This is a genomic window from Actinomycetospora sp. NBRC 106375 (assembly GCF_030269665.1).
GTDB lineage: Bacteria > Actinomycetota > Actinomycetes > Mycobacteriales > Pseudonocardiaceae > Actinomycetospora.
In genome coordinates this window covers 191,766-203,986 of the sequence record NZ_BSTS01000005.1, presented here as the reverse complement: position 1 = coordinate 203,986, position 12,221 = coordinate 191,766, and the positions used below count along the sequence as shown (strand labels likewise).

Below are 12,221 nucleotides of genomic sequence, written 5' to 3'. Positions count from 1 at the left end.
GCCGGCATGGAGGATCTCCTCGACTGGGTCGACGACCCCGACGCCGGCTGGAGCGTCGGCACGTTCGGCGCGCTCGCGGAGTTCCTGCGCGACCCCGACGAGCCTGCCGACGTCACCCGCGGCCCGGGGCGGGCCACCGCGGTCACCGCGCGCGGGGCCGTCGACGTCCACCTGAACGGGAACGTCGTCCCGGTGGCGTGGGAACGCCGGTCGGGCGACGCCTGGAACCAGGCTGTCGCGCTGTGCGTGCCGATCGGGGCGGGTGGTCGCTCGGTGATCACCGAGCTCGGTCCCGACACCGACGCGACGCGCGCCGGGGACCGGGAGGACGTGCTCGTCGACCTGGGTGTCGGCGCACCGCACCTCGCCGCGTGCGTCCGGACCGGCGATGCGGCGCTGCTGGCATCGTTGCGCGCCGCCGCCGGACGCCCGCTCGCGGAGGCGGGCTCCGTGGCGGCGGCCCTGGTCGAGGCCGGACCGCACCGGGTGTTCCGGACGGCGGCCGCACGGCTGGAGGTCTACACGCCGATCCCGCCGCCGACCGGCGCCAGCCCCGAGGGGCCGCACACCCACCTGTTGCCGCACCTGCTCGCCCACGGGCGCACCCACGCGGCGACCGATCCGATCCCGCCGGGCCGGGCGCCGGGCGCGACCATCCACCTGCCGCACCCGACACGGGCCGTCGACGGCCGGCGCATCCCGCCGCGTGCCGAGCGCCATCGCCGGGCCCAGGAGGTGCTCGAGCGCTACGGCGACCCCGCGGCGCTGGCGGCGAAGGCGGCGGTGACCGAGGCGCTGGCGACGTCGGCCGAACCGCCGCCGTGGACGCTGACGCGCGACCACCGGGCGACGGTGGAACTGGCGCTACGACAGATGGAGGAGCTGGAGCCCACTCACCCGCACCTCGAGGCGTGGCGAGCCCGGGTGCCACGAGAGCGCTCGGAGAGCGAGGGCCGGCCGCTGACCCACGACCCGGCGCAGGGATGACACGCGCCGGGCGGGTCGCGGGATCAGTCCTGGAGCTCGGACTGCGGGGTGATCGCGAAGCGGAACTCGTCGCCCTCGCCACGCTCGGCGTCGGGCACCCGCTCGACGTCGAGCACCTTGTCGTCGAGCGCCGACGCGGCCTGGGGCTCGAGGAAGATGACGGCGCCGCCACCCTCGAGCACGGTGTCGTCCGCGGCAGGCGTCGGAGCCACGGAGAGCTCGAGGCCCTCCTCGGCCATGTTCGGGGTGGCTGCGATGCGCAGACCCGACCCCTCGGGCATCTCGTTGGACTCGAGGATGGACGAGATGGCCTCGGCCGCCGTCTCCGTCAGTGCCAGCATGCCTCGTTACCATACGGGTCACGGAATGGTCACGCACGTGGATGCGCGTGCCGTCACGCCACGGAAATCCCCAGCTCCACGGCTGAACACGGAGGGGAACAAGAGGATGGCCCTCCCGGTGAGCACTGACCCCACCGATCGGCGCGCCGCGGTGCTCCGAATGCTCAGTGCGTCACCGGATGGGCTGAGCGACGCCGCCCTGGCCCGCGAGCTCGGTGACGACGTCCGCCCGCAGACCGTCAACCAGCTCTGCCGCAAGCTGGTCGCCGAGGGCGAGCTCGAGCGCATCGGGACCCGCCCGATCCTCAACCGTCTCCCCGCTCCGAAGCGCCGCTCGCGCAAGGTCGCGGGCAGGTCGTCGGCGTCGACGTCCTCGCGTTCGGGTGACGCTGATGCGCCGACGTCCGCGGCGCGGCGGCGTGGGTCGGGCGCGACACCTGCGCGGGGTCGTGACGAACCGGCAGCATCGGCCGACTCCGACCAGGACTCTTCGAGAACCGAAGCATCTCCCGGCCCCGAGCCGACCACGGACGTCGAGCCGACCGCCGCCTCGGAGACCACGACCCCGGAGACCACGACCGCGCAGCCGACGACCCGCGGACGCCGAACCCGCTCGACGGCGACGTCGCGTGCCGAGACCGCCGAGACCGCCGAGGCCGCCAAGGCCGCCACCGCCGACGAGGTGCCCGCCGAGCCGGCGGTGACGGCCGACTCCGACCAGGACGCTTCGAAATCCGAAGCGTCTCCCGACCCTGAGCCGACCCCTGCGGCGGTGCCGTCGTCGACGAGCGGGACCTCCGCGAAGAGCACGAAGGCCGGGTCGACGTCGCGGCGCCGCAAGGCCGATCCGGGGATCGCCGCGGAGCCCGCGGCGGGGGCCGCGACACCCACGAGCGCCGCGCCCGACGTCGCCGACGTCGAGGTCGACTCTTCGGAAACCGAAGCATCACCGGAGCCCGCGGCCTCCCCCGCCGCGAACGGCAGCGCCTCGGCGTCGCGGGGTCGCAAGAACGGCGGCCGACGGAAGAAGACCGCGAACAGCGCCGTCACCACTAACGGGACGACGCCGACCGACGCCGGGCTCGAGGAGACGGCCGACGTCCCCGCCTCGGACGACGCGGCGGATCAGCCCGTCGACCAGGTCGATGTGACGTGCGGTCCGCCGGAGTACGACGTGCTCCAGGCGTGGTCGCGGGTGGTCAACGTCCAGGCGCTCGTGGCGGGCTGGCTGGTGCGCTCCGGCGGGACGCTGCGGTCGGCGTCCGCCGACGGGAAGGGCCCCGCGCGGGACCTCGTGGCGTCGCTGGACGGCGACGACGTGCACGTCGAGGTGACGGGCTGGCCGGCGGACGGGGCGCGGACCCACCCGACGACGATCGCCGGGGACTGGTTCAGCGCGGCCGAGCAGGCGGCGGCCCAGCGGCGGCGGGCGCACCCGCAGGCGCGGATCGTGATCGCCCTGCCCGACACCCGCCGCTACCGGGCCCTCACCGAGCAGCGGTCGGCGTCGCTGGCGGGGACGCGGGCCGAGGTGTGGTTCGTGGACCCGGCGGGGGCCGTCCACGCGAGGTGAGGCTCGCCTACCGGTTCGTGCCGGCGGAGCCCGGGTAGCTCCCGGACGCCACCACGCGAACGGAAGGTCTCCATGTCCGCCGACATCACCGAAATGATCCTCGACGACCACGACTGGTTCCGGCGCCAGTTCCTGCGGCTCGCCGACCTCCGGGAGGAGACCGACGAGGCCGAGAAGGTCTGGGACGAGCTGGCGATCCACCTCGAGGTGCACGCCTCGGCGGAGGAGCAGCACTTCTACCCGTCGATGGCGCGCCGCGCCGACGACGACGACGCCTCGGCGACCGAGGACGCGATCGGCGACCACGACGAGATCCGCGAGGGCACGGAGAAGGCGCGCCAGGCGAAGGTGGGCAGCCAGGAGTGGTGGGACGCCATCGACGAGACCGACCAGGCGAACAACCACCACATGGCCGAGGAGGAGCGCGACGACCTCGCTCCGTTCCGGAAGGCGACGTCGCTGGCGTTCCGCCAGGAGCTCGGCGCCAAGTTCGAGCAGTTCAAGGTCGAGCACGCGGGCGGCCGCGGGCTGTCCTTCGAGGAGAAGGACCCCGAGAAGTACGTCGAGGCCGTCACCTCCTGACGGTCACCGTCCGGGATCGGCCGGGAGATCCAGGCCGACCGGGACGACCGGCACGTCCGGCGACACGGCGCCGGCGTCGGTGGCGGCGGACTCCGGTGACGGGTGCGTGACGAGCACGGCCCCGGCACCGGCGAGGCTCAGCACGAGCAGGGTCGACAGCGCCGGCACCGCCCAGCGCGGCGGGCCGTGGTACGCCGCCGGCTGGTACGGCACCCGGACGATGTCGGAGCCCGTCGGCGGTGGCAGCGCGGTCGCGAGGAACGGGACACCGTCGGTCGGGTCGGGATCGTCCGCGGCGTCGGCGACGGGCTCCTCGCCGTGCACCGGCCGCGGCAGGACGAGCGCCGCGGCGCCGTCGAGCGAGCTCTTCCCGACCGGAGCGGGCAGCACGGTCGCCCCGGTGATGCCGGCGAGGTGCTCGACGATCGGCGTGGCGCAGCCCGCGACGAGGATGGTGTCGGCCGACGCCTCCTCGGCGCCGAGGATCAGGGTCACGGTGTCGCGCAGGGCGTGCTCGACGAGGCCGGTGAACTCGTCGCGGGTCAGGTACACCTCCGCCTCGCCCGCGGTGACGATCAGCTCCTCGCCGTCGGTGGTGCACATGATGTGCCGTGCCTCGCGCAGCTCGCGGGCCAGGTGGGCGGCGTCGCGTCGGCCGGCCGCGTCGGCGCGCTCGCGCAGCGCGTCGGCGATCTCCGGCGCCACCACCGCGAGCTTCGAGTACACGACCCCGGAGAGCAGCGCGTCGAGCCGGCTGGTGAGGTCGATCGGCCCGTCGCGGCCGATCTCGACACCGTCGTCGGCGGTGCGCACCGACCACGCCGCGACCTGGTCGCGCCGCGCGTCGAGGACGATCACCGCGGTACCCGCCTCGCGCACCGCCAGCTGCGGTCCCGCCCAGGCCACGGCGTCGGGGAGCCAGGAGGGGTCAGGCAGGCCGGCGAGGTTGACCGCCTCGGTGAGGTCGGCGAAGCGTCCGCTCTCGAGATCACCCGGAACCACGAGCACGAGGTGCTCGGGATCGCTGCCCTCGACCTCCACCACCGTCGTGAGCGCGGCGCTCAGTGCGGTGGCGTACCCGTCCTTCAGCTCGGCCTCGACGCGCCGGTACTCGTCGTCGTCCACCCTGATCGCCGCGAGCGAGCCCGGGACCGCCTCCAGCACCATCGTCCACCGATCCATGTCTCCCCCTTCGGTGGTGCTGACGTAGCCCGAACAGGCGTCTTCTTCCTAGTCTGTTCGGCGTACGATCGCTCTGCGTTAGCCGATCCCGGGATCTTCACCACACTGCGTACATCCCGGTAGACCGTTCACCGATTGATCGTGACCACCGGTGTACGCGCAGACAAGCTGCGGATCAGACGCAGCTCGGGGTCAGAGTGGAGTCACCAGCCGCCGCAACACGCTCAGACCGAGCTGTCCGTGCCGCCGAGGGGTGCGGTTCCGAGTAGTCCCCCGGATCCGTCCGCGCCCGATCCGCGCCAGCGTGGCGCCCGTGCCGGATAGGCTCGGAACCCGTTTCGGGGCAGGTCGGGGAGGTGTCGTGCGCCGGGACCGCGCCCACCCGCACCTCGTGCCGCTGTGGCGCGGCCTGGTGGTCTACCGGGTGGTGGCGCTCGTCGCCGCGATCGTCAACCTCGTCCGCTACGGCGACGGGTGGGCGCGCCCGGTCCTCGGCCTGCTGGTGGTCGCCGTGATGGCGGTGTGGACGGCGCTGTCGTCGCTGCGCTACCTGCACCGCGGCGACCCGCCCACCGCCATCGTCGACCTCGTCGTCACCGCGCTCGCGACCCTCTCGACGCTCCTGGTGGAGAGCCCGGAGCAGATCGCCGCGGGCGACCCGGTGATCACCACGGTGTGGTCGGCGGGCCCGGTGCTGGCGCTGGCCGTCGCCCTGGGGTGGCGCGGTGGTCTCGCGGGCGGGGTGGTCACGGTCGGGGTGCTGTTCGCGGTGCGCCGGACCCTGGACACCGACCTGCTCTACGACGCCCAGCTGCTGCTCGTCGCCGGCCTCGCGGTCGGGCTCGCCGCCGACACCATGCGTCGCTCCGCCGAGCAGCTGCGCACCGCCACCGCGCTCGAAGCGGCCACCGCGGAACGCGAGCGGCTGGCGCGCGACATCCACGACGGAGTGCTCCAGGTGCTCGCGCTCGTCCGGCGCCGGGGCGACGAGCTGGCGCGGCACGTCGACGCCGACGCCCCCGCCGTCGAGATCGCCCGCCTCGCCGGCGAGCAGGAGGTCGCGCTGCGCCGCCTGATCACCTCGGCGCCCACGCCCGGCCCGGACGGCACGGTCGACCTCGGGGCCCGCCTGGCCACGGCGCTGCCCGCACGCGCCTCGCTCGCGGTGCCGGCCGAGCCCGTCCTGCTGCCCGCCGCGGTGGTCGACGAGCTCGCGGCCGTCCTCCGCGAGGGCGCCGCGAACGCCCGCGCGCACGCCGGTCCGGGCGCGGGGCTGTGGGTGCTGGTGGAGGACGACGGCGCCGCGGTCACGGTGAGCCTGCGCGACGACGGCGCCGGCATCCCCGAGGGGCGCCTCGAGGAGGCCGCCGCGGAGGGGCACCTGGGCGTCGCGGGGTCGATGCGGGGTCGCGTGGAGGGCCTCGGCGGCACGATCGCGCTGCACACCGCGCCCGGCGAGGGCACCGAATGGGAGATCACGGTGCCACGGAGCCGGCACGCATGACCGTCGTACCCCCGCACCGGAAGGACGGCTGAATGGTCCGCGTCATGGTCGTCGACGACCACCCGATCTGGCGCGAGGGCGTCGCCCGGGACCTCGCCGAACGGGGTCTCGAGATCGTCGCCACCGCACCGGACGGCGCCGCCGCCGTCCGCATCGCGCCGGCCGCACGCCCGGACGTCGTGCTCATGGACCTCCAGCTCCCCGAGCTCCCGGGTGCCGAGGCGACGGCGCGCATCCGCGAGGCGCTGCCCGACACCCGGGTGCTCGTGCTCTCGGCGAGCACCGAGCACGGCGACGTCCTGGGCGCCGTGCGGGCGGGCGCGTCGGGCTACCTGCTCAAGTCCGCGGCGCTCGACGAGCTCGTCGACGCCGTCACGCGCACCGCCGCGGGCCACGCCGTGTTCTCCCCCGGACTCGCCGGGCTCGTGCTCGGCGAGTACCGCCGCCTCGAGTCCGAGGGCCCCGACGAACCGCGCCTGACGCCCCGCGAGACCGAGGTCCTGCGGCTGGTCGCCAAGGGGCTCACCGCGCGGGCGATCGCGGAGCGCCTGGTGCTCTCCCACCGCACGGTCGAGAATCACGTGCAGAACTCCCTGCGCAAGCTCCAGCTCACCAACCGGGTGGAGCTCACCCGGTACGCCATCGAGCGCGGGCTGGACGCCGACGACTGACATGTCGGAATTGACATGTCAGTTCTGACACGTCAAGGTGGACCCATCGCCGAGGGAGGGCCGCGACGTGGAGCGAGACACCGGTAAGGCCGTGGAGAACGACGAGGGCGGGGAGCAGGGTCGCGGGCACGGCAAGCCCACGCGCCAGATGCTCACCGCGCTGCTCTACGACGTCGGGGCGCCGCTGATCGCCTACTACGTCCTGCACGCGCTGGGGGCGACGGACTGGGTCGCGCTCCTCGTCGCGACGCTCGCCGCCGGGCTGCGCCTGGTGTGGGTCGCGGTGCGCACCCGCGAGATCACGTGGTTCGCCGCGGTGATGCTCGGGGTGTTCGGCCTCGGCCTGGCGCTGGCGTTCGTCGGGGGCGACCCGCGGTTCCTGCTGGTCAAGGACTCGTTCGGCACCGCGCTGGTCGGCATCGTCTTCCTCGCGAGCCTGTTCTTCGGCAAGCCGCTGACGCTCTCGGCGTTCCAGACCTGGCAGCCGCGGCAGGCGCAGGAGATGGAGGGCTACTACCGGACCCTGCCGCCGATCCGGCGGATGTTCCGGCGCAGCGCGATCGTCTGGGGCGTCGGGCTGCTGCTCGAGGCGACGGTCCGCATCCCGCTGATCTACCTGCTGCCGATCGACGTCATGGTCGGGCTGTCCACCGGGATGATGGTCACGGTCATCGTCGGGCTTTCGGTCTGGAACGGCTGGTACGGCCAGCGCGCCGGCAAGAAGGCGCGCGCCTGGGCCGCCGAGCACCTGCCGTCCGACGACGAGCAGCGGGCCGCCACGTCGTGACGACGTTCCGGCCGCGCCCGGCGGAGCGCCGCGACGTCGGCGCCATCTCCGTGGTCCTGGCCCGCGCGTTCCAGGACGATCCGGTCTACCGCTTCGCGATCCCCGACCCGCGGCGGCGGGCGCAGGTCCTCCCCGGCCTGATGCGCACGATGGTCACGGTGATGCACGCCGGGATGGGACCGACGGAGGTCGTCGACGTCGACGGTCACGTGGTCGGCGCCGCGGCGTGGGACGACCCCGGTGCGGTCGAGCCCGGCCCGTGGCGCTCCGCGCGGGCCCTGCCCGGCCTGGTGCGGGCGGTCGGCTCGCGGCTGACCGCGTTCGGGGAGCTCGGCGCCGCCCTGGAGCACGCCCGCCCGACGACCCCGCACCGCTACCTGTTCCACCTCGGCACCGACCCCGGCTGGTGGGGACACGGCGTGGGCACCGCGCTCCTGCGACCCGCGCTGGCCGGCGCCGACGCCCGCGGGGAGACCGTCTACCTCGAGACCCGGCCCGAGAACGTCGGGTACTACGAGCGGTTCGGGTTCGCCGTGGCCGGGGAGATCCCGTCCTCGCCCGTACCGCTCGTCGGGATGAGCCGCTAGCTGAACCAGCCCTGCCGCGCGCCCGGCGACGGAGGAGGCTGTCGCCGGGATCGAGCGGAGGGGCACGCGATGAGCACATCCGAGGCGGACGGGACGGCGTCCGGCGAGGCGCGGCTGGGCCGGCGGGTCGTCGGCCTGTTCCGGCCCTACCGCGCCCGCCTGGTGCTGATCGGCCTCGCCATCCTGGTGACGGCGGGCCTCGGCATCGTCAACCCGTTCCTCACGCAGGCCATGTTCGACGACGCGCTGTTCGCGCCAGGCGGGGCACGGCTGGGGCTGCTCGGCGCCCTGGTCGCCGCGATGGTCGTCATCGCCCTCGTGTCCGGGCTGATCGGCGTCGGCCAGACCTACCTGACGACGGTCGTGGGCAACCGCGTCATGCAGAACCTGCGGGACCGGCTGTTCGCCCACCTGCAGCGGATGCACCTGGGCTTCTTCACCCAGACGAAGACCGGCGTGATCCAGTCACGGCTGGACAACGACGTCGCGGGCGTCCAGTCCGTCGTCACCGAGACCGCGTCGTCGATCCTCGGCAACGTCGTGACGGTGGTGGCGTCGGTGATCGCCATGCTGGCGCTGTCGTGGCAGCTGTCGCTGGTGGCGTTCGTGCTGATGCCGGTGTTCATCCTGCTGCAGATCCGGGTCGGGCGGGTGCGGCGGCGTGTCGCGGCGAGCACCCAGGCGTCCCTGTCGGACATGTCGGCGATCACGCAGGAGTCGCTGTCGGTGTCCGGGGTGCTGCTGGCCAAGGTGTTCGGGCGCCAGGAGCACGAGGTCGACCGCTACCGGACCGAGAACGCCCGGCAGACCGACCTGCAGGTCCGCCAGACCATGACCGGGCAGTCGTTCTTCGCCGTCGTCCAGGCCTTCTTCGCCATCACCCCGGCCGCGGTGTACCTGGTCGCCGGCTACGTGGGCACCGGGACGGGCGGGGCGCTGCTGTCGGCGGGCACGCTCGTCGCGTTCACGACCCTGCAGAGCCGGCTGCTCTTCCCGGCCGTGCAGCTGCTGCGCGTCTCGCTCGACGTCCAGACGTCCCTGGCGCTCTTCAGCCGCATCTTCGCCTACCTCGACCTCGTCCCCGCGATCACCGATCCGCCGGGCGCACGGACCCTCGACAAGGAGCACGCGGCGGGCTCGGTGGAGTTCCGCGACGTCTGGTTCCGCTACCCGCCGTCGGAGGAGGACGGGGACGCCGACGCGCTGCCGGCGGCGCCCACCTGGGCGCTCCAGGAGCTCTCGCTGCGCATCGAGCCCGGGCAGCTGGCCGCCGTCGTCGGGCCCAGCGGCGCCGGGAAGACCAGCCTGTCGTACCTCGTGCCCCGCCTCTACGACGTCGACCGCGGCGCCGTGTGCCTCGACGACACCGACGTGCGGGACCTGACCCTGTCGTCGCTGGCCGAGATCATCGGCATGGTCACCCAGGACACCTACCTGTTCCACGCCACGATCGCCGAGAACCTGCGTTACGCGGCGCCGGACGCCACGGACGCGGAGCTGGAGGCGGCGGCCCGGGCCGCGAACATCCACGACCGGATCGTGAGCTTCGATCTCGGCTACCGGACCGTGGTCGGCGAGCGGGGCTACCGGCTCTCCGGCGGCGAGAAGCAGCGCCTGGCCATCGCCCGCGTCATCCTCGCCGATCCCCGCATCCTCATCCTCGACGAGGCGACGTCCGCGCTGGACACCGTGAGCGAGCGGCTCGTCCAGCACGCGCTGCAGACGGTGATGTCCGGGCGCACGACGATCGCGATCGCCCACCGGCTCTCCACGGTGCTCGCGGCCGACGTGATCTTCGCGCTGGACGGCGGGCGGCTCGTCGAGCACGGCACGCACGCCGAGCTGCTGGCGCGCGACGGGCTCTACGCGAAGCTCTACGCGGAGCAGTTCGGCGCCGGGCAGATCGAGGCGCGCTGCGCGGACGGCGTCCGCTTCCGCGACGGCGAGGTGATCCGCCAGGAGCCGCAGGCCGAGGTCGCCTAGCCCACGGCGGGCTCGACGGCCGCCATCCGCTCCAGCGACCACAGCGCCCAGCCGTGCACGGCCTCGTACTGGCGCAGGCCGTACTCGCCGGCGAGCCGACCGAACGGCAACGGGTCGCCCGGGTGGTGCTCGGCGTCCTCGGCCTCCATGACGGGCCGCAGGCGTGCGATCTCGGCGGCACAGTGCTCCGCGATGCCCTCGAGCAGGCGGCGGGCGTCGTCCGGCTCGAGCGACTGGACGAGGAACATCCGCAGCACCGTCTCGTCGCGCACGGTCGCCTGCTCGGGCCAGTGCAGCATCCAGCGACGCAGCTCGGTGCGCCCGGCGTCGGTGAGCGTGTAGGTCTTGCGGCCGCGCGGGCCCGCCTCGTCGACGACGACCTGCTCCGCCTCCGCCATCTTGCCCAGCTCCGGGTAGATGCGGCTGTGGCCGGCCTGCCAGGCGTACTGGCCGATGCCGCCCTCGAACGCGCGGGTGAGGTCGTACCCGCTGGCCGGACCGTGGGCCAGCAGCCCCAGCAGAGCGTGGCGCAGCGACATGAACCGGACAGTACCAGTCCGATCTGACATGTCCATGTTGACACGTCCTGGCGGAGTGGTCGAGGGTGGCGGCACGTCGTCAGGAGGGCCCGCATGACTCGTTCGACCACCACCCCCACCCCGCTCGGCCGCCGGTCCACGCTCGGCGGCCGCTTCGCCCCGGTGCCGGACGAGATCAACGGGGTCGACCTGCCCGTCGAGGGGACGCTGCCGCCCGAGCTGACGGGCCGCTACGTGCGCAACGGGCCGAACCCGCTGCCCGGCGAGGAGCCCGGCCACCTGTTCACCGGGCACGGGATGCTGCACGGCGTGCGGCTGCGCGACGGGCGCGCCGAGTGGTACCGCAACCGCTGGGTGCGCACCGGCGCGCTCGAGGGACGTCCGTACCTGACCGACGAGGGCATCGACTACACCGCGGTGCCGGCCAACACCCACGTCATCGAGCACGGCGGGCGGCTGTTCGCGCTGGTGGAGAACGGCTTCCCGTACGAGGTGGACCGCGACCTCGCGACGGTCGGGCCCTGCGACTTCGACGGGCGCCTGACGACGGCGATGACCGCGCACCCCAAGACCGACCCGGTCACCGGCGACCTGCACTTCTTCGGCTACTCGCCGATCCCGCCGTTCCTGACCTACCACCGGCTCTCGGCCGACGGCACCGACCTCGTGAGCCGACCCGTCGAGGTCGCCGGGCCGACGATGATGCACGACTTCGCCATCACCGCCGAGCACGTCCTGTGGCTGGATCTGCCGATGACGTTCCAGTGGGAGCGCCTGGCGTCGGGCATGCCGTTCGGGTGGGACGAGGGCTACGGCGCGCGGATCGGCGTGATGCGCCAGGACGACCCGGCGTGCGCGGTGACGTGGTTCGAGGTCGACCCCTGCTACGTCTTCCACGTCGGCGGCGCGCACACCGACGCGCGCGGGCGTGTGGTGCTCGACGCGGCGCGCTACGCGGGCGCCGACGCCGCGGCGATGTGGGAGGACTCCGCGCCCGGCTCCGACCCCGCCGGGCGCGCGGCGGCCACCGGCGCGGCCCGCATGTACCGCTGGACGCTCGACCCCCGCGACGGGTCGTCGACGGGCACGCCGCTGGAGGACCGGGGCGTCGAGTTCCCGACGATCGACGAGTCGCTGGTCGGGCGCGCCGCGCGCTGGTGCTACGCGATCGCCGACCGGGGCGTCGACGGGAAGCGGGCGGGCGCCGTGGTCAAGGTCGACGCCGACGGCAGCACGGTCGCCCACGAGCTGGGGCCCGACGTCACCGCCGGCGAGGCGGTGTTCGTGCCGTCCGCGGCCCCCGGCCGCGCCGAGGACGACGGCTGGCTGGTCACGATCACCACGACCCGCGACGGCACCGCCTCGCAGCTGCTGGTGCTCGACGCGACCGACGTCGCCGGCGCCCCGGTCGCCGCCGTCACCCTCCCCCGCGGCGTCCCCACCGGCTTCCACGGTTCCTGGTTCCCCGACCCCACGTGAGCAGTT

12 protein-coding genes are annotated in these 12,221 nt (G+C 74.0%); 9 read left to right on the top strand and 3 right to left on the bottom strand.

Translation table 11 applies throughout. The annotated features are described in order from the left end of the window. The first annotated feature begins 6 nt into the window (after positions 1-6). Positions 7-987, top strand: a complete 981-nt coding sequence (locus tag QSK03_RS10605) for a DUF6925 family protein (protein WP_285651361.1) — start codon at positions 7-9, stop codon at positions 985-987. Between the two features lie 23 nt (positions 988-1,010). Here the strand turns inward: QSK03_RS10605 and QSK03_RS10600 are convergent, their stop codons facing one another. Then, entirely contained in the window at positions 1,011-1,328 is a 318-nt protein-coding gene (locus QSK03_RS10600; RefSeq protein WP_133827011.1) for an adhesin, read from the bottom strand. Between the two features lie 118 nt (positions 1,329-1,446). Between QSK03_RS10600 and QSK03_RS10595 the strand changes: the two genes are divergently transcribed. Beyond that, a complete protein-coding gene (locus QSK03_RS10595) occupies positions 1,447-2,901 on the top strand; it encodes a hypothetical protein (RefSeq protein ID WP_285651355.1) in 1,455 nt (484 codons plus the stop codon). Positions 2,902-2,973: 72 nt separating this feature from the next. Further along, the gene (locus QSK03_RS10590; protein ID WP_285651352.1) at positions 2,974-3,483 is read left to right on the top strand and encodes a hemerythrin domain-containing protein; all 510 of its coding nucleotides are present in this window, start codon (positions 2,974-2,976) and stop codon (positions 3,481-3,483) included. A 3-nt stretch (positions 3,484-3,486) separates the two neighbouring features. On the opposite strand, the gene QSK03_RS10585 is transcribed toward QSK03_RS10590, so the two are convergent. Next, positions 3,487-4,665 (bottom strand): hypothetical protein, encoded by a 1,179-nt coding sequence (locus tag QSK03_RS10585; protein ID WP_285651350.1) that lies wholly within the window; start codon positions 4,663-4,665, stop codon positions 3,487-3,489. A gap of 361 nt (positions 4,666-5,026) precedes the next feature. On the opposite strand from QSK03_RS10585, the gene macS reads away from it, so the two are divergent. The 5 genes from macS (at position 5,027) to QSK03_RS10560 (ending at position 10,197) form a co-directional block, all read left to right on the top strand. After that, positions 5,027-6,169 (top strand): MacS family sensor histidine kinase, encoded by a 1,143-nt coding sequence (gene macS, locus QSK03_RS10580; RefSeq protein ID WP_285651347.1) that lies wholly within the window; start codon positions 5,027-5,029, stop codon positions 6,167-6,169. 32 nt (positions 6,170-6,201) lie between these two features. Then, complete coding sequence (locus QSK03_RS10575) at positions 6,202-6,840, top strand: response regulator (RefSeq protein ID WP_285651344.1); 639 nt, start codon at positions 6,202-6,204, stop codon at positions 6,838-6,840. Between the two features lie 67 nt (positions 6,841-6,907). Continuing rightward, a complete protein-coding gene (locus QSK03_RS10570) occupies positions 6,908-7,627 on the top strand; it encodes a VC0807 family protein (RefSeq protein ID WP_285651342.1) in 720 nt (239 codons plus the stop codon). Further along, positions 7,624-8,214 carry a GNAT family N-acetyltransferase gene (locus tag QSK03_RS10565; protein ID WP_285651340.1) on the top strand — a complete coding sequence of 197 codons (591 nt, stop codon included), beginning with the start codon at positions 7,624-7,626 and terminating at the stop codon, positions 8,212-8,214. Before QSK03_RS10570 ends, QSK03_RS10565 begins: the two co-directional genes overlap by 4 nt. A gap of 69 nt (positions 8,215-8,283) precedes the next feature. Beyond that, a complete protein-coding gene (locus QSK03_RS10560; RefSeq protein ID WP_285651339.1) occupies positions 8,284-10,197 on the top strand; it encodes an ABC transporter ATP-binding protein in 1,914 nt (637 codons plus the stop codon). On the opposite strand, the gene QSK03_RS10555 is transcribed toward QSK03_RS10560, so the two are convergent. Further along, a complete protein-coding gene (locus QSK03_RS10555) occupies positions 10,194-10,736 on the bottom strand; it encodes a PadR family transcriptional regulator (protein WP_285651337.1) in 543 nt (180 codons plus the stop codon). The genes QSK03_RS10560 and QSK03_RS10555 overlap by 4 nt on opposite strands. A 93-nt stretch (positions 10,737-10,829) precedes the next feature. On the opposite strand from QSK03_RS10555, the gene QSK03_RS10550 reads away from it, so the two are divergent. Then, positions 10,830-12,215, top strand: a complete 1,386-nt coding sequence (locus QSK03_RS10550; protein ID WP_285651335.1) for a carotenoid oxygenase family protein — start codon at positions 10,830-10,832, stop codon at positions 12,213-12,215. Positions 12,216-12,221 lie beyond the last annotated feature (6 nt).